Raw genomic sequence first — 23,882 nt, forward strand, 5'->3', positions numbered from 1 at the left:
AAATAAAAAAATATTAGCTGCTTTGTACATAAATATAGCCATGATAAGGGGCTTTGTACCTTATACACTGATATGAATTGGAGGAAAAAAGATGAAGAAAAACACAAAAAATGTTTTATCAGCATGCACTGTAGCTTCAGTATTGATAACAAGCTCAGTGGCAGCGGGAACTGTAAAAGCAGCAGGGGTAACACCGCCAGAAAATACTAATGGATATGAAACAGCAGTTAAAGCTTCTCAGGAGAAGGGGGCAAGCAAGTCGTATTATACAGTAAAATTAAATGGAAAAGAATTGAAGATAAGTAAAAACTCAAGTGGTAAGAAGGATTCTAAAAAGGACGATAAAAAGGATGACAAAAATGAGGATAAAGAGAATGGTAACAATGGTGAACAAAATTTAAGATTATTTGATGCTCAAGTTAGAAATTTGGTACAGTATGCTGAACAAAAGCATCCACAAGGCTTACATGCAATTGCTGATGTTTCCCAGTCAAATCATAAGTTAACTATAGAATTAGCTAATCCTAATGCAACATTATATGGAGCTTATAGTAACTTTGTTAAAAAGTACAATTTACAACATGCTTTAGGTCAGGCTCAAGGTATTCTATTTGATGAGGAAAATGGATATTCTGTGACTAAGGTAGTTAGAGTAGGTCATGGTAATGCAACTATCTATGATGCTAACGTTCAAGATAAAACGGTTAGTGACTTAATAGAGAGTATAGTGCCATTAAATGAACAAGCATTAAAGTCTACAAAATATAAAGACTTAAAAGGTAATTATAAAGTTTATCTAAAGTACAAGGGTAAAAACATAAGTACACCTTATATAGTACAAGTTGATTAAAAAGCACATAATTAATTTCTGTAATACCCACATATAAATATGAAAGCCAACAGCATCAGGTTCTGTTGGCTTTTAAAGATAATAACTTAAAAGATTATATAAAATTTACCGAAAGGAAGAGTATTTATGTTAAAAAGAAATAAAAAATTTAGCTCATATGTTCTTAGTATATTTGTTATTACAAATTTTATAGCATTTAGTACATCAAAAGTCTCAGCGGCATCAAATAGATTATGGGGGCAAGATAGATATCAAACATCAGCAGCAATATCTAAAGAAGGTTGGACAAATTCTGAATATGTAGTAATAGCAAGTGGTGAAGGTTATGCTGATGCACTATGTGCTGCTCCACTAGCAAAAAAATATAATGCACCAATACTTTTAACTGAAAGTGCTACTTTAAATGACAATGTAAAACAAGAAATAAAAAGATTAAATGCTAAACATGTTTTTATAATAGGAAAATATGCTTCAGTTTCACAAAAGGTTGAAAATGAAATAAAGTCCTTAGTGGCTGATATAAAGCGTCTTGGCGGGGATGATAGATACGAAACTTCAGTTATAGTTGCAAAAGAACTTGAAAATATAAATGGAATTACAGTTACATCAGGACATGGATTTGCTGATGCCCTTTCTATAGCCTCTATAGCTGCACAAAAAGGTATGCCTATACTTTTAACTGGTAAAGATAAGTTGCCAGAAGTAGTAAAAAATTATATAGAAGAAAATAATGCAAATATAAAAAATTCATACATAGTGGGTGGACAAGGAGTTATAAGTGATAACACCGCACAACAAGTATCTAAGACAGCAATAAGACTTTATGGTCAAGATAGATTTGAAACAAATTTAAACGTAATGAAATATTTTAAGCAAGACCTTAAATTTGATGATTTATATGTTGTTCAGGCAGATGGACCAACTGGAAATGAATTTGCAGATGCTCTATCAGGATCAGCTTTATCAGCAAAAACCTCATCGCCAATAATATTAACCTACAAAACTATTCCATCTGCAGCAGAAAGCTTTATAAAAGAAAATATAGAAACAAAATCTAATATAATTGCATTAGGTGGAGTTGCAGCAGTACCAGAAAGCATTGTAAAAATTCTTGAAAATTATATTGATTCAAGCAGCTTGCCTCAGACTTCTGATGGTTCTGATGGCGATATACAATTTATTTTTGCAGATGCTTCCGAATCTTCATTTAATGTTTATCAACAAAATGAACAGACTATTGACATAGTAGATAAAATATCAAAAAGTAATTTAACCAAAATAAGAATTTATTCAGCAACCGCAAAAACTTTAACACTTTCAATAAATGGATACAAGGCAGATGAAAATGTATCAAGCGGATGGACAGATTTTGAAGTTCCAACAGCATTTATGGGATTCGATAACGGAGCTCCTGGTATATCTCAAGTAGGTCTTGATAATTTAGAACTTAAAAATAGCATTGATGGAAAGCTTAATTTGATAGTAGGAAATGACACAGATGCTAAAAGTTTAGTTATAAAATATAGATAAATTTAAATATACAAGGAGGATATACATCCTATGAGTGAAGAAATGACAATAGATTTAAAGAACTTCTTTTACATAATTAAAAAGAGAATAAAACTAATACTTATAATAACTATTGCATGTACACTTATATCAGGGATTTTAAACTTTTTCGTTATTAAACCTACATATGAAGCAAGTGCAAGTATTGTTATAGGAAAAACTGATAATGATCCAAATAATAAGTCACAGTATAATTATAATGATATTATGATGTTTCAAAAACTTGTAAAGACTTATGCTGAAATAGGAAAGTCTAGAGCTGTTGCTGAAAATGCTTCGGCAAAATTGAAAAATATATCAGCAGATAAACTTGAAAGTATAATTAATGTAACACCACAAAACGATACTCAAATAGTTGAATTTAAAGTGAAAAATAACAGTCCACAAGAAGCATATCTTATAATGAATGCTGTTACTGATGCTTTTATACAAGAATCAAAAAGAATATACCCAACTGGAAGTATACAAGTAATGGATGGAGCTAAGATTCCACAAAGACCTATTAAACCAAATAAGACTTTAAATGTAGCTATAGCATTTTTCATTGGACTTGTGGCATCTTTAGGGCTTACATTTGCACTTGAATATATGGACAGTACTATAAAAACAGAAGAGAATATAAATAGATATTTAGATATTCCTGTTATAGGTATAATACCAAGGGACAACAATTAATTAACTAATAAACGGAGTGAATGATATGGAAAACAAAAGCATTGTAACAGTAAAAAATCCCCAATCTCCTATTGCAGAGGCATATAGGACCTTGAGAACAAATATTCAATTTTCATCCTTTGATAACAAGGTTCAAATAATAGTTGTAACAAGTTCAGAGCCAGGAGAAGGAAAGTCTACCACTGCTGCAAATCTTGCAGTGGTTATGGCTGAAAGTGGAGCTAAAACTATATTGATAGATTGTGACCAAAGAAAGCCATCATTACATAAGATATTTTCATTATCTAATCAAGCTGGTATATCAGATTTACTCGTAGGCAATGTAGAATTTCAAGAAGCAGTTAAAAGTACTGAGATTCAGAATCTTGATGTTCTGACTTCTGGTACAAGGCCTCCAAATCCAGCTGAACTTTTAGCTTCATCAAAAATGAAGCAATTTTTAGAAGGATTAAGACAAAATTATGAATATATTATAGTAGACACACCTCCAATAATAGCTGTAACAGATGCTCAGCTTCTTTCAACCTATGCTGATGGCTGTCTTTTAGTAGTTGCTTCATCACAAGTAGACAGGAAAACGGCAGAAAAAGCTAAAGAACTTTTACAAAAGGTTAACGCTAAAATATTAGGGGCAATACTTAATAAGTTAGAAGTGAATGAAAAAAAATATTACTATAACTATTATTATGGAAATGAAGATCATAAACTTAGAAAGAAAAAATAAAAGCGGAAAAATAATACATAATTCGTTTTTTATATTTGAATCTGGCATTCCAAAATAACAATCTATATGTGATTAGAGAAAACACATATAGATTGTTATTTTTTTGATTTTTTTTAATTATACCCCATTGATAGAAAAAAGTTTGCGTATGTATATAATAAAGGGAGGAGAGGTATAAAATGGTAGAAATCAGAGGGGAAAGTTTAAAGTATATTGTTGGGCCTTTGAAAGTTTATGAAAAAAGTACAAGCTATTATATTACAAAAAGAATTGTGGATTTTTTAGGAGCATTATTTGGAATTATTGCATTAAGTCCTTTGATAATTATAACGGCTATAGCTGTAAAGTTGGACTCCAAGGGACCTATATTATTTGCACAGAAAAGAGTAGGACAAAACGGAAGAATATTTCATATGTATAAGTTTAGATCTATGGTAACTAATGCAGAAGAACTTTTACACAAGCTTAAAGATAAGAATGAAATGACAGGTCCTATGTTTAAGATGAAGAATGACCCAAGAATAACTAGAGTAGGAAAATTTATAAGAAAAACAAGTATAGATGAGCTTCCTCAATTATTTAATGTGCTAAAGGGTGAAATGTCATTAGTGGGGCCAAGACCTAATCTATCAAGGGAAGTAGAAAAATTTACGGAACGTCAGAAAATTAAACTTTTAGCTAAGCCAGGATTAACTTGTTATTGGCAGGTTATGGGTAGGAATGATATAGATTTTGAAGAATGGATGGAACTAGATATAAAGTATGTAAAGGAAAGAAACATTTGGATTGACATAGCTCTTATATTGAAAACGGTGAGGGTGTTGTTTGGAGATGAAGGAGCAAGGTAGTATTTTAAGTTACATGATAAATTAATTAGGAGTGATTAATATTGAAAATTGTAGTGGCAGGAACAGGATATGTTGGATTAGTTACAGGTGCATGTTTAGCACATTTAGGACATAGTGTAACTTGCGTGGATACGAACGAAGAAAAGATAGAATTAATGAAACAAGGAATATCACCAATATATGAACCTGGATTAGATGAAATACTTAAAAAAAATTATGAAGAAGATAGATTAGATTTTACAACTGATTATAAATCAGCATATAAAGATGCAGATGTAATTTTTATAGGTGTAGGTACTCCAGAAAGAGAAGATGGTTCCGCTAACCTGGATTATGTATATAATGTAGCAGAGCAAATAGCTGAAAATGTAGAAAAAGATTGTTTGGTTGTTGTTAAATCAACAGTTCCAATAGGAACTAATGATAAAGTAGAAGAATTTCTAAAGGAACATTTAAAAAATGATGTTCAAATAGAAGTGGCTTCAAATCCAGAGTTCTTATCTCAAGGAACAGCAGTTAAAGACACTTTGTATTCTAGTAGAATAGTAATAGGTATTAAATCAGATAGAGCTAGAGATACTTTGAGAGAAGTGTATGAAAGATTTAATCAACCAATAGTTGTAACCAATAGAAGAAGTGCTGAGATGATAAAATATGCATCTAATGATTTTTTGGCATTAAAGATATCATTTATTAATGAAATTGCGAACTTTTGTGAAATTGTTGGAGCGAATGTTGAAGATGTGGCAAATGGAATGTCTTATGATCCGAGAATAGGAGACAAGTTCTTAAAAGCAGGAATAGGATATGGAGGATCTTGTTTCCCTAAAGATACTAAGGCACTTCATTGGCTTGCTAATGATAATGGATATGAGTTAAAAACTATAAAAGCAACAATAGAGGTAAATGAAAATCAAAAATATAAATTATTTAGAAAAGCTAAACAGAGATTCAAAAGTTTAAAAGGAATGAAAGTGGCAATTTTAGGGTTAACATTTAAACCAGGAACAGATGATTTGAGAGATGCACCTTCAATACCAAATGTTAGAAGACTATTAGATGAAGGAGCAGAAATCGTGGCATATGATCCAGTAGGAGAAGAAAACTTTAAAAAACTATTTCCAACTGAAATCAAATATGCAAAAACTCCAGCAGAAACTTTAAAAGATGCAGATGCAGCATTTATATTTACAGAATGGAATGAAATTAAATCTTTACACTTAAATGTATACGAAGAATTAATGAATACTCCTGTTATATTTGATGGAAGAAATTGTTATGAAATTAACGATGTAGAAGAAAAAGCAATAGAATATTATTCTGTCGGAAGAAAGGCTATTTTAAACTTAAAAGAAGATGCTAAAAGTGAAGCAGCTATGGCAATAGTATAGGATAATGCATAAGGGGATTGGAAAATGAAGCATGTATTTATTATAGGCTCTAAAGGAATACCCGCAAAATATGGCGGATTTGAAACATTTGTTGAAAAACTAACAGAAGGACAGAAAAGTAAACAAATAAAATATCATGTTTCTTGCTTAGCAGATGATTATAAGAACTTCAAACATAATGGAGCTAGATGCTTCAACATAAAAGTACCGAATATTGGACCTGCAAAAGCAGTTTATTATGATATAGCAGCACTAAAAGAAAGTATTAAATGTATAGAAGATAATAAAATAAAAAATTCAATCGTATATATTTTAGCATGTAGAATAGGACCATTTGTCGGATATTATAAAAATAAATTAAAAAAGTTAGGTGGGACTTTAATTGTTAATCCAGATGGTCATGAGTGGAAGAGAGCTAAATGGAATAAAGCTATAAGACAATATTGGAAAGTTTCAGAAAAATACATGGTTAAACATGCAGACTTATTAATATGTGATTCAAAAAATATAGAGAAATATATAAAAGAAGATTATAAACAATACAATCCAAGAACAACTTTTATAGCTTATGGAGCTGATACTGAAAAATCAAAATTAACAGATGAGGATAGTACTTTACTTCAATGGTATAAAGAAAAAAATGTTAAAAAGAAAGAATACTACTTAGTAGTTGGTAGATTTGTTCCAGAAAATAACTATGAAACTATGATAACTGAATTTATGAAATCAAAAACCAAAAAGGATTTTATATTAATAACTAATGTAGAGAAAAATAAATTCTATGAGGAATTAAGAGAAAAGACAAGCTTTGATAAAGATAAAAGAATAAAGTTTGTTGGAACAGTTTATAACCAAGAATTATTAAAAAAGATTAGAGAAAATGCATATGGATATTTTCATGGACATGAAGTAGGTGGTACTAATCCCTCTTTATTAGAAGCACTAGCTACAACGGATTTAAATATATTATTAGATGTTGGATTTAATAGAGAAGTAGGAATGGATGGTGCTTTATATTTTAATAAGAAAAATAGGAATTTAGCTAATCTTATAGATAAATTAGATAATATTGATGAAGGATATATAAAAACTTTGGGCACTAAAGCTAAAAGTAGAATACAAAAAGAGTATACATGGAGTTATATTATAGACAAATATGAAAATTTATTAACTCAAGATTATTAATCTAATATATAACTAAAATATAAAAAGGATTGAACTTATATGAAAGATAAAGTTTGTGCATTAATAATAACCTATAACATAGATGAAAAGATAATAGAAGTAACTAATTCAATTATTAATCAAGTAGAAAGTTTAGTAATTGTAGATAATGGATCTAAGCCACAAACTATAAAGCTGTTAAAAGAGCTAAATGAAAATCCTATAGTTAATGTAATATTTAATGAAGAAAATTGTGGAATAGCAAAAGCATTAAATCAAGGGGTAGAACTTGCAAAGAAAAATAAATGTGATTGGGTTTTAACATTAGACCATGATAGTGTATGTGGAAAAGATATGGTTAAAGATATGCTATCTTGTGCAGCAGAATATAAAACTAAAGAGAATATAGGAATTTTAACTCCTAGAATATTTGAAACACATAAACAAGATTTCATATCTAAAAAGGGACATGAAGACTATAAATATGTTAAAGTTAAGGATTGCATTCAATCAGGATCGCTTATCAAACTAAGTGTGTTTGATAAAATAGGATATTTTAATGAAGAGCTATTTATATATCATGTAGATTTTGATTTTTGTCAACGTTTATTAAAAGCTAAATATGACATAGTTCAATGTAACAATGTAACACTATATCATGAAGAAGGATATAAAATACCTAAAAAAATTTTAGGAAGAAAAGTGTTTTATAACAATTATAGTTCTCCAGCGGTTTACTATATAACTAGAAATACAATATACATGTGTAGGACATATAACATAATTTATATAAAGAGAGTGATTAAAGATTTTCTTTTCATAGTATTATTTGATAAGAAAAGAAAAGAAAGACTTTCATATTTCTTAAAAGGAATTCATGATGGACTCCTAAACAAATATGGAGAACTAAAAATAATATAAATATGGGGTGATGATATGAAAGGTATTATACTAGCAGGGGGTTCAGGAACAAGACTCTATCCTGTGACAAAAGCGATGTCAAAGCAAATGGTGTCAATATATGATAAACCAATGATTTATTATCCAATGTCAGTTTTAATGCTTGCAGGGATTAAAGATATATTAATTATTTCAACACCGAGAGATATAGTTAATTTTAAAGAACTTTTTAAAGATGGACAAGAACTAGGCTTGAATATTCAATATGCAGTTCAAGAAAAGCCTAATGGACTTGCAGAAGCCTTCATCATTGGAGAGAAATTTATAGGTGATGATAATGTAGCTATGATTTTAGGTGATAATATATTCTATGGACAAAGCTTTTCAAATCATCTAAAAGAAGCAGCAACATTGGAAAATGGAGCATACGTATTTGGGTATTACGTACAAAACCCAAAAGCTTTTGGTGTAGTTGAATTTGATGATAACGGTAAAGTTATTTCTCTAGAAGAAAAGCCTGAAAAACCAAAGTCAAAATATGCAGTTCCAGGTCTTTATTTTTATGATAATTCAGTAGCTAAAAAAGCTAAAGAATTAAAACCATCTGAAAGAGGAGAACTTGAAATAACTGATTTAAACAAATCTTATATGAAAGAAGGGACTTTAAAGGTTCAGCTATTAGGTAGAGGTATGGCTTGGCTTGATACAGGAACTCATGCATCTATGCTTCAAGCATCTAATTTTGTTGAAGCAGTTCAAAATACTCAAGGAACATATATAGCGTGTCTTGAAGAAATTGCTTATAGACAAGGTTGGATAAGCTCACAACAAGTTATTGAACTTGCAAAGCCATTAATGAAAACTGGATATGGTAAATATTTAGTAAGCATAGTAGAAGAAATGGAAACAAAAAAGGCAAGAGAAGAAGTTGCAGTGGCAGAAAAATAGTATTTAGATGGAGATTATCAAAAGTATTATGAGAAAATGTATAAATAATAATTTAGTAGAATATTGAGTATAAGGAGAATAATATGGTATCTATTATTATACCTACTTATAATAGAGCAAGCACATTAAAGAGATGTATTGAAAGTTTATTAGATCAAACATATTCAGATTTTGAAATAATAATAGTAGATGATAACTCAAGGGATAACTCAGAAGCAATAATAAAAAATATAAGTGATCCAAGAATAAAATATTTAAGGCATGAAAAAAATTTAGGAGCCAATGCGGCTAGAAATACAGGAATAAAACATGCAGTTGGTGAATTAATTGCATTTCAAGATAGTGATGATGAATGGTTTAACAATAAGCTTGAGATACAGATGAAAGAACTAAATGAAAGTGGAGCTGACATTGTAGCAAGTTCATTCATTAGATACATGGAAGGAAAAAGAAAAGTTCTCCCAAAAGAAAACATTAATGATGAAGAATTAAGTAAGAGACTATTATATAAGAATTATATTAGTACTCAAACTATTTTAGGTAAAGCTAATTGCTTTAAAGATAATGAATTTGATAATAAGTTGCCTAGATTTCAAGATTGGGAGTTAATGATAAGATTATCACGCAAATATAAAATACATTTTATAAAACAACCTTTAGTAAATGTTTATGTACAAAAAGATAGTATTACAAAGCAACCACAGAAAGCTATTGATGCAATAAATATAATAATGAATAAACATAAAGAAATTATAAATGAGGATAAAAGGGCTTTAGCAGCATTTAATAGTTTATTAGGAGATATTTATTTGCAAATGAGAGATTTCAGTAAGTGCTATTATTATAAATCACTTAAGTATAATAAAATAAATTATAAAACCTATATAAGATTAATTATATATATGATAAAAAAGATAAAATTTAATATTAGTAGTATGAAGGTATAGAGTATTAAGGAGGAGTAGATGAGTTGAGTAAAATTTGTTTTATTATGAATAATATATTTACTTTAGGTGGAGTTCAAAGGGTTGCATCTGTATTAGCTAGTGAATTAAGTAAAGAACATGAAATAAGTATATTATGTATTTCAAAGGAGCATGAAATTAATCATGCTTTATATAATTTAGATGCAAAAGTAAATGTAGAATTTAATTCTACATTGGACAAAACCAATATACTAAGTAAATCTTTAAGAAAAATAATCAAAGACATTAATAAAAAGACTGGAATATTGAACAAAGAGAAATATTATGAAAAGTTATGCAATATATATTTTCCGGGTAAGGTAAAGAGAAACTTTACTAAATATTTAAATGATAAACAATATGATATAGTTATAGGGGTTGAAGGATTATTTAGTATCTTATTAGGCTCTATTAAAGAAAATTTAAATTCAAAAGTTCTAGGATGGCAGCATAATTCTTATGATGCATATTTAAAAAATCCAAATAGATACTATTGGAATTTAGATATATTATTTGATAAATACATAACACAACTTGATAAGTATATAGTACTAACTGATAATGATAAAATTACATTTAAAAAACAAAAAAATATAGAAAGTACCGTTATCTATAATCCAAGAAGTTTTAGTAGCAATGAAAAATCAGATGTAAGTAAAAAGCAATTTTTAGCTGCTGGAAGATTTAATTACCAAAAAGGATTTGATTTATTAATAGAATCTTTTTATGAGTTTTCTAAAAAAAATAATGATTGGAATTTAGTTATTGTTGGTGAAGGGGAAGAAAAATCTAAAATCTTAGAAAAGATTAATAAGTATAATTTAGATAATAGAATATCAGTAGAAAATTTTACAGATAACATTAAAAAATATTTTTTAGAGTCATCGGTATTATTATTACCATCTAGATGGGAAGGAATGCCTATGATAGTCTTAGAATCACTTGAAATGGGAGTACCTATAATATCATATGATATCACAGCAGTTGAATCTTTGGTGACTAATGGAAAAGAGGGACTGATAATTGATAAATTTCATACAAAACTATTTGCAGAAGCAATGTGGAAAGTAAGTGAATCATATGATATGAGATGTGAGCTATCAAAAAATGCTATTAGAAAATCTAAAAAATTTGAAATAGGTAATATTATAGGTCAATGGTCTAAGTTGTTTTTAACACTTAAATAGAAAAAAGAGGATATTATATGAAAATCGACAAAAAATATAAGGGAATTATTATTTTAAATACTGTTAACTGTGTATTTTTTCTAATTCTATTTATATCAAGTAAGTTTGGAGATTTAAAGTGGATCTTTTATATACTATTTATAGGTATTTATATTATTTATTTATTAAGAAAAAGCAATGTAGTGATAGTTAAATATCTAATAAGCTTTCTTCTAATTAGTAGTATGTGTTTAGATACAATTTACATAAAGACATTAAATGATACTCCTATGGAAATAAAATACGTGGTTGATATTATTTTATCCTTACTACTTTTTAAAATTATTGTTAATATAAAAAAGTACAAATTAATATTAAAAGATCCTTTATTTACATTAATTATGATATCTATTATATTTAATCTTGCTTTATTTACAATATATAATGAAGGTTTTGACGATTTAATTAATGGATTTAGAATATATTATAGATGTATTCCTATATATCTCGTATTATCTATTGACGAATTTGATTTTAAGATAGAATATTATTTATATTATATTATTAATATAATAGCTTTTGTATTTGAAACTTATATACGTATGCATCAAGATAACAGAACAGGTTTATTTGGTGCTGCAGGAACTAGTGCATTTGCAATCTTTGTACTAATTATGCTTGTTATATCATTAGTAAAATATTTAAATAAGAAGAAATCACTTAGAGGTATGTTATTTATTTTATTTATAACTATTATGTATTTTGTAATTTCAGAAAATAAAGCATTTATATTCATTACAATTTTTCTAGTAGCTAGTAATGCTATTGTAGCTAGTGGAATAATTAGGAAAAAGGTAACAATACTTATATCAACAATAGTTATTGCACTAATAGGGATGAATATATTAATTGCATTATTCCCAAATTTTAGAGATATGTTTAATCCTAATACTATGGAGGATAGTATTTCTTCGTATTTACTAAATAACAATAATAGTAACTTTGAAATGGGAAGAATAGAAGCAATAAGCTATTTGACAGAAATAGAATTAAATACAGAGGGAAAAAAACTTTTTGGAATAGGACTTGGAAGCGCATTGCCACCAGAAAATTGGTATTGGGATAATAAGTCTAACGGAAGGAAAATTATTGATTTTCAAGAATCGCAACTATACAGTAAATATGGAGAAAAATCAGCATACTATCTTACTTCAGTCGGTGTTTTGTTTATTGAAACAGGAATTGTTGGGATTTTAGTTTTGATCTTTATTTACAGTATTGTAGTCAGAAGGTGTAGTTATATTATAAAAAATTCTAATAACATTTACCAAAGCATAATTGGTTTTATAGGAATTTTTACAGTGATATCAATAATATTTCCGATCTTATATGGAGGGGCATTATTAAATAGAGAGTTTATGGTTTTATTATTTATCATAATAGGAAATGTAACTTATACCTATAATATTATTAAAAAGAATAGAAAATTTAATAAAAATTAGTTTATAACTATATAGGTTTTAGTCCAAAATATTCAATTAAGAATTTTCAGTATTAAAACTTTCATATGTATAAAGAATAAAATAAATCCTTATCTAATAGAGAGGTTATGTGGTGGACTAAAAAATCTATAATTAATAATATCTTTTTGAGTTTCTATCTAAAATTAAAATAGAAGTAAGAAATTTTATAGCCAATACAAATAAAGTCCCTACTCGAGCAATAGACAGGCTATATGTTAGATTATAGTATAAATTTGTATATAAAATGATATGCCAATTAGGAGGAGTTTATGTGTAAAGTTAGTATTATTATACCAGTTTATAATGTACAAGCATATTTAAAAAAATGTTTAGACAGTGTACTTAATCAAACTTTTAAAGATATAGAGATAATTTTAATTAATGATGGATCTACTGATGATAGCTTAAATATATGTGAAGAATATTCTAAAAGGGACAATAGAATCAAAATTATAGATAAAGAAAATGAAGGAGTTTCTAAAACGAGGAATCTAGGATTACTACGAGCACAGGGAGAATATATATCTTTCATAGATTCAGATGATTGGGTAGAACCTAATATGATTGAAGAACTCTATAATTCTGCAATATCAAATAATGCAGAATTTTGTATGTGTAATTATATCAAAGAAAGTAATAGTAAAAGTCTATACATAGATTCTGGCACGTATAAAAAAGTTTTGGAAGGAAACGACATAAAAAACTACTTATTAATTCCACTAATTGAAAGAGAAGATAACCAAAAGGAACATATTTTAGCAGGCTTTAGGGGACCTTGGGGCAAACTTTTTAAGAAAGATATAATAGAAAAATACAATATAAAATTTAAAAAAGATTTAATTATAGGAGAAGATTTTATATTTAATCTGGAAATCTTAGCGTGTACAAAAAAAGTCGTTATAAATGAAGGATTTTACTATCATTATTTAACTAATGATAATTCTGCAACTATGAGATATAAAAAGGATTGTTGGAACTCAATCTACAGAAATACAATTTTATATTTGGAAGATTTTTTGAAGAAGAATAAATTATATTTAGAAGCTAAGGATAAAGTAAATAAATTGATTATTAAATATTTTTTGATGTCCATAATGAATGAAGGTAGAAAAGATAACCCAAAAAAAATTATAGAAAAGATAAACACAATTAGAAATATGTGTGAAGATAAGATTATCATAGATTCTCTTAAAAGTGTTGATTGGAGTTTATATGGAAAAAGAAATAATTTTATTTTATTTCTAGCAAAATATAGACTTTCGCATTTAATTTACATAATAGCATGATATTTATATAAGAAAGAGTAGGGAGATATATGAAAAAAGTTTTAGTTATTGCGTACTTTGCTAAAAATTTTGGAGATGATCTTTTTTTAAAAATACTATTTGAAAGATATAATAATGTTGAATGGACAATGAATGTAAATGATGAAAATTACAGAAAAGTTTTTGCTAAATACAAAAATGTAAAGATAATAAATACATTTTGTCATAAGGTATTTAGAAAACTTAAGTTAGAAAAGTTATCATATAAGAAGTATGATGCAGTTGTTTTTATTGGTGGTTCTATATTTATGGAAATAGAAAATTGGAAGCGTACATATACTTATAGGCAAAAAATTTTTAGATCCTTTAATGAAAAAAACATTTTTTTTATAGGGTGTAATTTTGGGCCATTTAAGTCCGAAGAATTTTTTGAAAAGTATAAGAGTTTATTTGAGAAGTGTAAGGACATTTGTTTTAGAGATAAGTATTCATATGACTTATTTAGCTATTTAGATAATGCTAGAGTTGCCCCTGACATAGTATTTCAGTTAAAAACTAAAAAAATAGAAAAATTAAAAAATTCCTTGGGTATATCTGTAATAGACTTAAGAGATAGAAAAGAACTAATAGAATATCAAAAAATATATATTAATAAAATAGTCGATATAATAAAAGAAGCGATAAATAGAGAAATTAAAATTACTTTATTTTCATTTTGTGAAAGGGAAGGTGATATGAAAATTATAGAGGAAATAACTAATAATTTAGATAATAAATATAGTAATTATATAAATATAGAAAATTATGATGGTGATATAGAAAAATTTTTAGATAAATTTAAGGCTATGGAAAATATAATTGGAACAAGATTTCATGCTTGCATTTTATCACAAGTGTTTGGACAAGGGTTATATCCAATAATATATAGCAGTAAAACCTATAATGTACTTAAAGAGATAGATCTGATAGATGAATATACATATATACAAGACTTAGAAAATTTAAATGAAAAGCATATATTAGATACAATTTCTAAAAATAAGATAAAAGATAGTAAAATTTTTCTTGAAGCAGAAGAACAATTCGAGGTGTTGGACAAGTATGTTAAATATTAGAAGTAAAGAGATAAGCTCAAATAAACTAGCGTTTATACAATTAGCAACTATGATTTTTTTAACATTAATAACTCAAGCAGTAACTTTAATAAAAGCTTCTGTAACAGCTGCAAACTTCGGAGCAACAGTTCAAATGGATGCCTTTAATTTTTCTAATAGTATAGGTACTTTTATATTTAGTTTTATTGGAACAGGAATTACTACGGTTCTTATTCCTGCTATGATTAATAAAAGGAATAAGAAATCCATTAATAATTTCATAACAATCTTATATAGTGTATCGTTAGTATGTATATTTTTAATTTTTTTAGGAAAAAGATATGTGGTTTCGGCATTTTCTTCAGGATCAAGTGAATTTATAGAAGTTGCATGTAATATTATGTTAATAACCTTGGTAACTCAATTTTTTAATACGATTCTAGGGGTAACTAACGCTGTGTTTCAATGCAATGGAAAATTTAATGTACCTAAAGTTATTACTCTTCTGACCAATATATTACTAACTGTATTAGTGGTTACTCATGTAAATTTATCTATATATGAATTTGCTTTTTATATATTTATTACTATGTTTCTAAATGCTGGAATACAATATTATCTTGCACATAAAGAAGGATTTAAATACAAACCTATAATTAATTTTAATGATGAAGAATTAAGGGATATGCTAAGAATATTTATTCCAACAATGTTTAGCTCTGGCTTATATCAGGTATCTTTGCTGACTAACTCACTTATATCATCAAATCTAGGACAAGGGAAAATATCAATCCTTACATATTCAAATACAATAATATCAATGATTAATATGTTATTGATAGGAAATATAATGACATATATATATCCTAAGATTACCAAAAACATTAATAAAGAGAATGGACAAAAAGTGTTATTTGATTACTGTACATTTTTTAATGCACTTATGTGTTTAATAGTGGTAGGCTTTATTATTATAGGGAAAGATGGAATAGTATTACTATATCAAAGAGGAAAATTTGATAAATCTACTACAAATATGGTATATACTTGTTCATTAATATATATGATAGGTCTTCCAATAAATGTTATTAGAGATGCGATGTACAGGTACTTTTATGCAAAAGGCAATACTAAAACAACTTTTGTAAATAGTTTATATGCCAGTATTTTTAATATTATAATTAGTATTGTTTTATCTTTTTTCATAGGGTTATACGGAGTAATATTAGGAACAGTTATTACTTCAATATATTCATTAACTAGCATATTAATTAGGTTTAAAAAGCAATATCAAATAAAGTGTAATAAAAAATATATATTAGTAGAGAACTTGAAGATTGTTTTGGTAAGTGCTGCAGTTCTAATAATAGGTATAATAATAAAAGATGTTTTTAAAATTAATAATATTATATTATCAATACTAGTTTATAGTATTATAGCTGTTGTGTTATATATAATAGGATTATTCGCAGTTAAGAGTGAAGTATATAAAATTAAACTCTAGATACTTTCAAAACTACTAAAACAGTATAAGTATTAATATAGAAATTAGGTAAGGAATTATTAGTTGGAGGTATATATGAATATAAGAAAATTCTATATGCGTGTAATAGGTATTATTATATTAATAATATTTACTATAATTAGTATAAGCGTTATTAATATAATAAAAAACCATAATCTAAATAATTCAAATTATGATGTAGTTATATATGGCGGTACCTCTGCTGGAATTATGGCTGCATATCAAGTAAAAGAAATGGGTAAAAGTGTAATTGTTATAGAGCCAACAAATAGAATTGGTGGTATGACCACTAGTGGTTTAGGAGCAACTGATACTGGAAAAGGTTCAGCGATTGGAGGTCTTGCTCTAAAGTTTTATAAGGACATAGGCAGTAATTATGGAAAAGGTTACGCAGTATGGAAATTTGAACCCAAAGTTGCGTTAAAGGTTTTTAAAAGTTTTGTTACTAAGTACAAAATACCTGTTGTTTATAATGAAAGATTGAAACTAAAAAGTGGAGTAGTAAAATCAGGAACTGAAATAGTTTCAATTACTATGGAATCTGGTAAGGTTTATAGAGGTAAGGTATTTATTGATGCAACTTATGAAGGTGATTTGATGTCTGAAGCAGGAGTTTCTTTTACTACTGGAAGAGAGTCCAATGCTAAGTATAAGGAAAATTCAGATGGTATCGAAAGTAGTAAAGCAACAAATCACCAACTACCTGATGGAATTGATCCATATGTAATTAAAGGGAATTCTAATAGTGGATTAATTCCTAATATAAATAGTAATCCAATAGGATTGGATGGTAGTAATGATAGTAAGCTACAATCTTATACTTACCGTTTATGCCTTACAAAAATTCCAAAAGATAGAATTAAAATTGAAAAACCAAAAGATTATAATGAATTAGAATATGAACTTTTGTTTAGAGCAATTGAAAAGGGTCAAACAAACTTTGCTGCATTTAATTCATTACCAAACGGAAAAGTAGATTTAAATAATGCTGGAGGAATTTCTACAGATTATATTGGGGGAAACTATAATTATATTGATAGTGATTATGAAACACGTGAAAAAATAGCTGAAGCGCATAAAATATATGAAGAAGGGTTGTTATGGACTTTGCAGAATAGCCCTCGTGTTCCTGAAAATATTCGTAAGTATTATTCTCAATGGGGATTGGCAAAAGATGAATTTACGGAAAATTCATATTGGCCTACTCAGCTTTATGTTCGTGAAGGAAGAAGAATGGTTAGTGATTTTGTTATGACAGAACAGCATATAGAAAGACAAAAAACATTAGAACATTCTATTGGAATGGGATCCTATACTATGGATTCTCATAATGTACAAAGATACATATCTAATGGATACGTAAAAAATGAAGGTAATATTGAATTAAAGATAAGTAATCCATATCCGATTAGTTACGATGCAATAGTACCTAAAATTAAGGAGTGTAATAACCTTTTAGTTCCTGTATGTTTATCAGCTTCCCATATAGCATATGGTTCAATACGAATGGAACCAGTTTTTATGATACTAGGACAGTCAGCTGGTACAGCTGCAGCTTATGCTATAGAAGATAAGGTAAGTGTTCAAAAGGTTAACTATAATAAGTTACATGATAGGTTAATATCAGACGGCCAAGTTTTACAATAGCACTATTATTTATAGAAAGCTCGAACTGATAGGCTACACTCCTAAAGGGGTCAGACTATAAAAATATTGAATAGTGATATAAAGGGAGAAAGATTTTATGAGTATTTTAGTTTGTGGAGGAGCAGGCTACATAGGAAGCCACATGGTAGCTGAACTCTTAGAAAAAGGTGAAGATGTTGTAATAATAGATAATTTTCAAAAAGGTCATAGAGATGCCATTCTTGGTGGTAAAGTTTATGAAGGAGATTTAAGAGATAAAAAAATATTAGATAAAGTTTTTACTGAAAATAGCATAGAAGCAGTTATTGATTTTGCTGCAGATTCTTTAGTAGGTGAAAGTGTAATTGAACCATTAAAATATTTTAATAATAATGTTGGTGGTACTATAAATTTATTAGAAGCAATGAGAAATTATAATGTTAAAAATATAGTCTTTTCATCCACAGCCGCTACCTATGGAGAACCGGATAGAGTACCTATAGAAGAGGAGGATAAAACTTTTCCAACTAACCCTTATGGTGAATCAAAACTAACAGTAGAGAAAATATTAAAATGGTGTGATAAAGCATATGGAATTAAATATACTGCTTTAAGATATTTCAATGCTGCTGGAGCGCACGTAAGTGGTAAAATTGGAGAAGATCATAAACCAGAATCTCACCTAATTCCAATTATACTTCAAGTTGCTTTAGGACAAAGAGATAAAATAATGATTTATGGTGATGATTATAGTACAGAAGATGGAACTTGCATAAGAGATTATATACATGTAACTGATTTAGCCAATGCTCATTTACTTGCAGTGAATAGATTAAAAAATGGTGGACAAAGTATTATTTGTAATCTAGGTAATGGAACTGGATTCTCAGTAAAACAGATTATAGAAGTATGTAGAAAAGTTACAGGATGTAATATTGAGGCTGAAGTTGCACCGAGAAGAGAAGGTGACCCAGCTATTCTTATTGCTTCAAGTGATAAAGCTAAGAAACAATTAGGTTGGAATCCTAAGTATAATTCAATTGAGACTATTATAGAAACGGCGTGGAATTGGCATAAGAATCATCCTTATGGATATGAAAAGTAATCATTTATTAAACTTATTTTACAAATAATTATATTTATTGATAAATTATAAGCTTACTTTTGACTAAAAATTGGATGTTAGGCATATATATGAATTAGGTAAGTAGTTATATATATTTAAGATTTAGAATACTCCAATAAACCTAAATTTACACTATATTAACGTAAATTTAGGTTTTATTTCATAATGCCAATTCACCATCTTTAAATGATATTTTTTACTCATTATATACAACTCATATGTTGTATTTGAAACTTTGGAGGTATAGTTGTTGTAAGATGAAAAAGAACTATATTAAATTAATTAGTGTACAACTTATATGGACAATTTTCTTTATGATATCTTCTGAATCAATTGGAGATGTTAATAGTTTTAATTACACACAAGGAAGTGACTATAATGTGATTAGAAAAGTTAATAAACAGCATCCAAGAATTGCTGTCAACGAAAATGATTTTGACAATTTAAAAAAAATCATAAATACTGATGAGCATGAAAAGTTATGGAATAAAAAGTTAATGATTTCTGCAGAAAAGATATTAAATTCTCCAACGGTTAAGTATGAAATAAAAGACGGTATAAGACTTTTGGGTATAAGTAGAGAGGTACTCCAACGAGTATATATTTTAGCACTAATGTATAGATTGCATGGGGAATATAAGTATAAGGATAGATTGTGGAAGGAAATTGAAGCGGTAAGTAGATTTAAAGATTTTAATCCTAAACACTTTCTTGACACAGCAGAAATGACTAATGCATTAGCTATTGCATATGATTGGCTTTATTATGATTGGAGTTATAAGCAAAAAGAAGTTATAAGAAACGCGATAATACAAAAAGGATTAAATCCTGCTTTAAAAATATATATGAGTAATTCGGAAGATAGTTGGTGGAAAAACAGCGAGGCAAATTGGAATCTTGTTTGTAATGCTGGTATTGCTGTGGCGGCGTTAGCTATATCAGATGAAGAACCAGTAATATCTAAAAGTATTTTAGAGTATTCTGTAAAATACATCTCTAATGGTATTAAAGGATATGCACCAGACGGTGCATGGAATGAAGGATCAGGGTATTGGGAGTATGGCACTATGTATTTAAGTCTATTCTTATCATCAATGAAAAATACTTTCGGGACAGATCTTGGATTATTAAATAGTCCAGGATTAAAAGAAACAGGAGATTTTATAAATTATGTATCAGGTCAAGGAAAATATGGTTTTGGTTATGGAGATAGCAGTGGAAAAAGAATTTCAGGACCAGAGCTTATGTGGTTAGGTAAAATATATAATAAGCCATATTATATATGGAGGAGGACTATAGATGCAGATAGTAATCCAACACCGTTAGATATGCTGTGGTATGACAATAAAATTAATGATGATATTATAAATTCGAAAATGCCATTAGATAGATATTTCAGAAAAGTAGAGATAGCAACTTTTAGAAGCTCATGGAATGATCCAATGGGAATATTTGCAGCAATTAAAGGCTTTAATTTTGAAAATAGGAATCATACTGACCTTGATAGTGGAGATTTTGTACTAGAGTCTGATGGGGTACAGTGGGCTGAGGAACTAGAAGGCGATAACTATAATTTACCGGGATATTTTAGTACGAATAAAAATAACTTAAATCGATGGGATTATTATAGAAAAAGAGCAGAAGGGCAGAATACCATAGTTATAAATCCTAATAAAGGACCTGATCAAAATCCTAATGGAATAACTAAAGTAGTTTCTTTTAAGAGCATGACTGATAAAGCATTTTCTATAATTAATACAACTTCAGCATATAATGATGCTGTTAAGACTTTAAGAGGATTAATGATATTTGATAATAGAACGAAAGTTTTATTGCAAGATGAAATAGAGCTTAAAGATTTTGGAGATGTTTGGTGGTTTATGCATACCAGTAAGAATATATCTATAGAAGATAATGGACAGACTGCCGTATTAAGTGATGGAGATAAGAAGCTTTGGATTCATATTATATCTCCAGATAAAAATTTAAGGTTTACTGAAATGGATGCAAAACCTCTTAGTTCCTCACCAAATCCAATAGGCCAGAATAAAAATGAGGGAATAAGAAAGCTTGTCATTCATGTAAATCATGTAAAGAAACTAAATATTGCTATAATATTTGTTCCTGAAGATAATAATACCATAATTGGCAATACTCCTAAATTTACACCTTTATATTTATGGGATAAGTAGCAAGCTTAAGATGGTATTCGCCAGAGAAATGTTAGAATGTTGACAAGTTAATATGTATAACTCAGTAATATAATGTTATGGTGGAAATAAATAAAAACGTATGTACAGCACTAGGTATTACATACTGGTGGCACAGTAGAGTACTTGGTCAACTCAAAGTACTTATTTTTGTCGAAAATATGATATTTAATATATTTTTTAATTAATTTGAAAAATATATTAAATATAATTAACAATAATTAAAAGTTTGTGTCTAGTTTTTGTTGACAATTTCAAAAATAGTATTGTAAATATAAAAAATTGTAATTTTTTTAATGTACATTTAGAAGATGCAATAATATTAGAATCACATAGAGACTAATAAAACAAGAATATAATAAATAAGGAACTAGGAGGATAAAAATGTTAAATTCTTTTAAAAATGTATGCATGCTTAAAACATTATATTATAATATCAAGTTATTAAATACTGTAAAGTCTAAGATTTTAATAGGTAAGAATTCTATAATTATGTTAAATAAAACAAGTAAAATAATCATAAGAGAAAAATTATCTTTTGGTGTTCTATTTTGTAATAAGCAAAAATCATTATTAAATGTTGGACATAATGCTACTTTAGATATTAAAAATTTCAGAGTGGGAAATGGATGTAGAATATCTGTAGGCCCTAATGCTATTTTGAAAGTAGGAAAAAATGTTTTCATTAATGAAAACACAAGAATAATGGCATCTAAAAAAATCGAAATTGGTGATAACACTACAATATCATGGAATGTAAATATAATAGACAGTGATAGACACAATATATATTATAATGATGTGCAACAAGAAACAACTAAAGAAATAATAATAAAAAATAATGTATGGATTGGTTTTAACTCTTCTATACTTAAAGGTGTAACTCTTGGAGAGGGAGCTATAATTGCTTCAAATTCTGTTGTAACTAAAGATGTACCTCCATATACCTTAGTCGCAGGAGTACCAGCTAAAGTTATTAAAGAAAATGTAAAATGGGAAAGTTAATCTTATTTTAGTTAATGCGCAATAGAAACAAAGAACTAAACCGCTATCAAGCGGTGGCGGGTTTAACTTCAATTCAAGGCTTTGAGTTTAAAATCTAAGATATTTATAAATTTAAAGTGATAGTTATTAACAATAACTACTACTTTATTATCATGAATACTTCTTTTTATTACTTATATTGGCAACCATATAAGGACAAACCCAAATCAAAATAAAAAGGAGTGTTAACATGTCAGAATTAAGAAAACAAATGAAAATGTATATGGGGTTAAAAGGTTATAGCCCTATAACAACAAAGTATTATCTTACTTACATTAGTAACTTTTCTAAGTTTTACAACAAGTCACCTCATCTATTAGGTGAAAAGGAAATATGTGGTTATTTACATTATTGTATCACAGAAAAACATTTAACAGAAGGCTCTACTAATGCAATTTATGCTATCTTAAAAATTTCTACGCAAAAGTTTTAAATCAGTTATGGGATATCAATAGAATTCCAAGGATAAAGGAACCTAGAAAACTCCCAGTTGTACTATCTCCACAAGAAGTTAAAGCTATTTTTGATACTACAGAAAATATTAAACATAAGGCAATAAAAAAGGCTGAACTTACTAAAAATGCAACAGTTCATACCTTAAGACATTATGGGGAGAATTATATTATGGTGAGTGCATAAGGAAAAAATTTGTAAATATGAAGAATTTGCTTTAATTACTCACCATAATATGTTCTTGGTATTATCTATCTACAGAGATTCTTCAACCAATTTAACAAATCTCCATCTTGATCCCATTTAGGTATTTCTTCGGCAGTTAGATCCATATAGGCACTTTCTAATGATTTCCTTTTTACTTCACTATCTGCCCTTGCGTACTTCTATAGTACAAACATTCGAATGGCCTAGGAAGTCACGAATATAAATCAGATTAACGTCTGCCTGTAACAAATGCATGGCCTTGCTGTGGCGAAATACATGTGGAGTGATATTACAGTCATTTTTAAAACCTACATTCTGTTTCGCTTGTTCCACATATTTATTGATTATGTAGGAGCCCCCCCATCTAGATAGCTTCTTTTTCTGGAGGTTACGAAAAACCGGCTGTGTTCTGTTTGCTGAAGTTTTTAGGTTTTGTTCTTCTAGGTAGTCTATAAACAGAATAAATGTTTTTCCCATAATGGGAACTTGTCTTAATTTACTGCCTTTTCCCTTTAATGTAATAACGGGTGGACTGTTTAACCGTACATCTGAGGATTGCTTTTTTTAATTTTTTTTATCCTACCGCAGTAATTAGAATTAATATACGTA

At 28.1% G+C, this 23,882-nt stretch carries 20 protein-coding genes and 1 pseudogene; 20 read left to right on the forward strand and 1 reads right to left on the reverse strand.

Annotated elements, in window-relative coordinates; genetic code table 11:
- The first annotated feature begins 91 nt into the window (after positions 1 to 91).
- From ACZ5N4_RS01215 to ACZ5N4_RS01310, 20 genes are all read left to right on the forward strand, one after another.
- Entirely contained in the window at positions 92 to 850 is a 759-nt protein-coding gene (locus ACZ5N4_RS01215; protein ID WP_464206440.1) for a hypothetical protein, read from the forward strand.
- A gap of 126 nt (positions 851 to 976) precedes the next feature.
- On the forward strand, positions 977 to 2,380 hold the full coding sequence (locus ACZ5N4_RS01220) for a cell wall-binding repeat-containing protein (RefSeq protein ID WP_464206442.1): 1,404 nt from the start codon (positions 977 to 979) through the stop codon (positions 2,378 to 2,380).
- A 30-nt stretch (positions 2,381 to 2,410) separates the two neighbouring features.
- Positions 2,411 to 3,094: a YveK family protein gene (locus ACZ5N4_RS01225; protein WP_464206444.1), complete on the forward strand. Its 684-nt coding sequence runs from the start codon at positions 2,411 to 2,413 to the stop codon at positions 3,092 to 3,094.
- Positions 3,095 to 3,119: 25 nt separating this feature from the next.
- A complete protein-coding gene (locus ACZ5N4_RS01230) occupies positions 3,120 to 3,818 on the forward strand; it encodes a CpsD/CapB family tyrosine-protein kinase (protein WP_464206446.1) in 699 nt (232 codons plus the stop codon).
- A gap of 179 nt (positions 3,819 to 3,997) precedes the next feature.
- Entirely contained in the window at positions 3,998 to 4,666 is a 669-nt protein-coding gene (locus ACZ5N4_RS01235; RefSeq protein ID WP_464206448.1) for a sugar transferase, read from the forward strand.
- A 41-nt stretch (positions 4,667 to 4,707) separates the two neighbouring features.
- Complete coding sequence (locus ACZ5N4_RS01240; protein WP_464206450.1) at positions 4,708 to 6,057, forward strand: UDP-glucose dehydrogenase family protein; 1,350 nt, start codon at positions 4,708 to 4,710, stop codon at positions 6,055 to 6,057.
- A gap of 24 nt (positions 6,058 to 6,081) precedes the next feature.
- Positions 6,082 to 7,242 (forward strand): beta 1-4 rhamnosyltransferase Cps2T, encoded by a 1,161-nt coding sequence (gene cps2T / locus ACZ5N4_RS01245; protein WP_464206452.1) that lies wholly within the window; start codon positions 6,082 to 6,084, stop codon positions 7,240 to 7,242.
- A gap of 39 nt (positions 7,243 to 7,281) precedes the next feature.
- Positions 7,282 to 8,142: a glycosyltransferase family 2 protein gene (locus tag ACZ5N4_RS01250; RefSeq protein WP_464206454.1), complete on the forward strand. Its 861-nt coding sequence runs from the start codon at positions 7,282 to 7,284 to the stop codon at positions 8,140 to 8,142.
- Between the two features lie 15 nt (positions 8,143 to 8,157).
- Positions 8,158 to 9,069 carry a glucose-1-phosphate thymidylyltransferase RfbA gene (gene rfbA, locus ACZ5N4_RS01255; RefSeq protein WP_464206456.1) on the forward strand — a complete coding sequence of 304 codons (912 nt, stop codon included), beginning with the start codon at positions 8,158 to 8,160 and terminating at the stop codon, positions 9,067 to 9,069.
- Between the two features lie 83 nt (positions 9,070 to 9,152).
- Positions 9,153 to 10,016 (forward strand): glycosyltransferase family 2 protein, encoded by an 864-nt coding sequence (locus ACZ5N4_RS01260; RefSeq protein WP_464206458.1) that lies wholly within the window; start codon positions 9,153 to 9,155, stop codon positions 10,014 to 10,016.
- Positions 10,017 to 10,060: 44 nt separating this feature from the next.
- Positions 10,061 to 11,221 carry a glycosyltransferase family 4 protein gene (locus ACZ5N4_RS01265; protein WP_464206460.1) on the forward strand — a complete coding sequence of 387 codons (1,161 nt, stop codon included), beginning with the start codon at positions 10,061 to 10,063 and terminating at the stop codon, positions 11,219 to 11,221.
- A 17-nt stretch (positions 11,222 to 11,238) separates the two neighbouring features.
- Entirely contained in the window at positions 11,239 to 12,702 is a 1,464-nt protein-coding gene (locus ACZ5N4_RS01270; protein ID WP_464206462.1) for a hypothetical protein, read from the forward strand.
- A 290-nt stretch (positions 12,703 to 12,992) separates the two neighbouring features.
- The gene (locus tag ACZ5N4_RS01275) at positions 12,993 to 14,009 is read left to right on the forward strand and encodes a glycosyltransferase family 2 protein (protein WP_464206464.1); all 1,017 of its coding nucleotides are present in this window, start codon (positions 12,993 to 12,995) and stop codon (positions 14,007 to 14,009) included.
- 29 nt (positions 14,010 to 14,038) lie between these two features.
- Positions 14,039 to 15,103, forward strand: a complete 1,065-nt coding sequence (locus ACZ5N4_RS01280; protein ID WP_464206466.1) for a polysaccharide pyruvyl transferase family protein — start codon at positions 14,039 to 14,041, stop codon at positions 15,101 to 15,103.
- On the forward strand, positions 15,090 to 16,586 hold the full coding sequence (gene murJ / locus ACZ5N4_RS01285; protein WP_464206468.1) for a murein biosynthesis integral membrane protein MurJ: 1,497 nt from the start codon (positions 15,090 to 15,092) through the stop codon (positions 16,584 to 16,586). Before ACZ5N4_RS01280 ends, murJ begins: the two co-directional genes overlap by 14 nt.
- Positions 16,587 to 16,661: 75 nt before the next feature.
- Positions 16,662 to 18,254, forward strand: a complete 1,593-nt coding sequence (locus ACZ5N4_RS01290) for an FAD-dependent oxidoreductase (RefSeq protein WP_464206470.1) — start codon at positions 16,662 to 16,664, stop codon at positions 18,252 to 18,254.
- Positions 18,255 to 18,351: 97 nt separating this feature from the next.
- Positions 18,352 to 19,338 carry a UDP-glucose 4-epimerase GalE gene (gene galE / locus ACZ5N4_RS01295; RefSeq protein WP_464206472.1) on the forward strand — a complete coding sequence of 329 codons (987 nt, stop codon included), beginning with the start codon at positions 18,352 to 18,354 and terminating at the stop codon, positions 19,336 to 19,338.
- Between the two features lie 278 nt (positions 19,339 to 19,616).
- A complete protein-coding gene (locus ACZ5N4_RS01300) occupies positions 19,617 to 21,551 on the forward strand; it encodes a hypothetical protein (protein WP_464206474.1) in 1,935 nt (644 codons plus the stop codon).
- A gap of 402 nt (positions 21,552 to 21,953) precedes the next feature.
- Positions 21,954 to 22,574, forward strand: coding sequence for an acyltransferase (locus ACZ5N4_RS01305; protein WP_464206476.1), 621 nt, complete (start codon positions 21,954 to 21,956; stop codon positions 22,572 to 22,574).
- 229 nt (positions 22,575 to 22,803) lie between these two features.
- Positions 22,804 to 23,046 (forward strand): phage integrase N-terminal SAM-like domain-containing protein, encoded by a 243-nt coding sequence (locus tag ACZ5N4_RS01310; RefSeq protein ID WP_464206478.1) that lies wholly within the window; start codon positions 22,804 to 22,806, stop codon positions 23,044 to 23,046.
- Positions 23,047 to 23,432: 386 nt separating this feature from the next.
- On the opposite strand, the pseudogene ACZ5N4_RS01315 reads toward ACZ5N4_RS01310, so the two are convergent.
- Positions 23,433 to 23,813, reverse strand: a pseudogene (locus ACZ5N4_RS01315) (tyrosine-type recombinase/integrase); the annotation flags it as partial.
- Positions 23,814 to 23,882 lie beyond the last annotated feature (69 nt).

Source organism: Clostridium nitrophenolicum (assembly GCF_055391695.1).

What these genes read in the sequence shown, in the direction of transcription:
- ACZ5N4_RS01265 (WP_464206460.1), top strand. Translation starts at nt 10,061, where the DNA reads ATGAATAATATATTTACTTTAGGTGGAGTTCAAAGGGTTGCATCTGTA.
- murJ (WP_464206468.1), top strand. Translation starts at nt 15,090, where the DNA reads ATGTTAAATATTAGAAGTAAAGAGATAAGCTCAAATAAACTAGCGTTT.
- ACZ5N4_RS01260 (WP_464206458.1), top strand. Translation starts at nt 9,153, where the DNA reads ATGGTATCTATTATTATACCTACTTATAATAGAGCAAGCACATTAAAG.
- ACZ5N4_RS01250 (WP_464206454.1), top strand. Translation starts at nt 7,282, where the DNA reads ATGAAAGATAAAGTTTGTGCATTAATAATAACCTATAACATAGATGAA.
- ACZ5N4_RS01270 (WP_464206462.1), top strand. Translation starts at nt 11,239, where the DNA reads ATGAAAATCGACAAAAAATATAAGGGAATTATTATTTTAAATACTGTT.
- ACZ5N4_RS01290 (WP_464206470.1), top strand. Translation starts at nt 16,662, where the DNA reads ATGAATATAAGAAAATTCTATATGCGTGTAATAGGTATTATTATATTA.
- ACZ5N4_RS01275 (WP_464206464.1), top strand. Translation starts at nt 12,993, where the DNA reads ATGTGTAAAGTTAGTATTATTATACCAGTTTATAATGTACAAGCATAT.
- rfbA (WP_464206456.1), top strand. Translation starts at nt 8,158, where the DNA reads ATGAAAGGTATTATACTAGCAGGGGGTTCAGGAACAAGACTCTATCCT.
- galE (WP_464206472.1), top strand. Translation starts at nt 18,352, where the DNA reads ATGAGTATTTTAGTTTGTGGAGGAGCAGGCTACATAGGAAGCCACATG.
- ACZ5N4_RS01220 (WP_464206442.1), top strand. Translation starts at nt 977, where the DNA reads ATGTTAAAAAGAAATAAAAAATTTAGCTCATATGTTCTTAGTATATTT.
- ACZ5N4_RS01215 (WP_464206440.1), top strand. Translation starts at nt 92, where the DNA reads ATGAAGAAAAACACAAAAAATGTTTTATCAGCATGCACTGTAGCTTCA.
- ACZ5N4_RS01230 (WP_464206446.1), top strand. Translation starts at nt 3,120, where the DNA reads ATGGAAAACAAAAGCATTGTAACAGTAAAAAATCCCCAATCTCCTATT.
- ACZ5N4_RS01305 (WP_464206476.1), top strand. Translation starts at nt 21,954, where the DNA reads ATGTTAAATTCTTTTAAAAATGTATGCATGCTTAAAACATTATATTAT.
- ACZ5N4_RS01235 (WP_464206448.1), top strand. Translation starts at nt 3,998, where the DNA reads ATGGTAGAAATCAGAGGGGAAAGTTTAAAGTATATTGTTGGGCCTTTG.
- ACZ5N4_RS01280 (WP_464206466.1), top strand. Translation starts at nt 14,039, where the DNA reads ATGAAAAAAGTTTTAGTTATTGCGTACTTTGCTAAAAATTTTGGAGAT.
- ACZ5N4_RS01225 (WP_464206444.1), top strand. Translation starts at nt 2,411, where the DNA reads ATGAGTGAAGAAATGACAATAGATTTAAAGAACTTCTTTTACATAATT.
- ACZ5N4_RS01300 (WP_464206474.1), top strand. Translation starts at nt 19,617, where the DNA reads ATGAAAAAGAACTATATTAAATTAATTAGTGTACAACTTATATGGACA.
- cps2T (WP_464206452.1), top strand. Translation starts at nt 6,082, where the DNA reads ATGAAGCATGTATTTATTATAGGCTCTAAAGGAATACCCGCAAAATAT.
- ACZ5N4_RS01310 (WP_464206478.1), top strand. Translation starts at nt 22,804, where the DNA reads ATGTCAGAATTAAGAAAACAAATGAAAATGTATATGGGGTTAAAAGGT.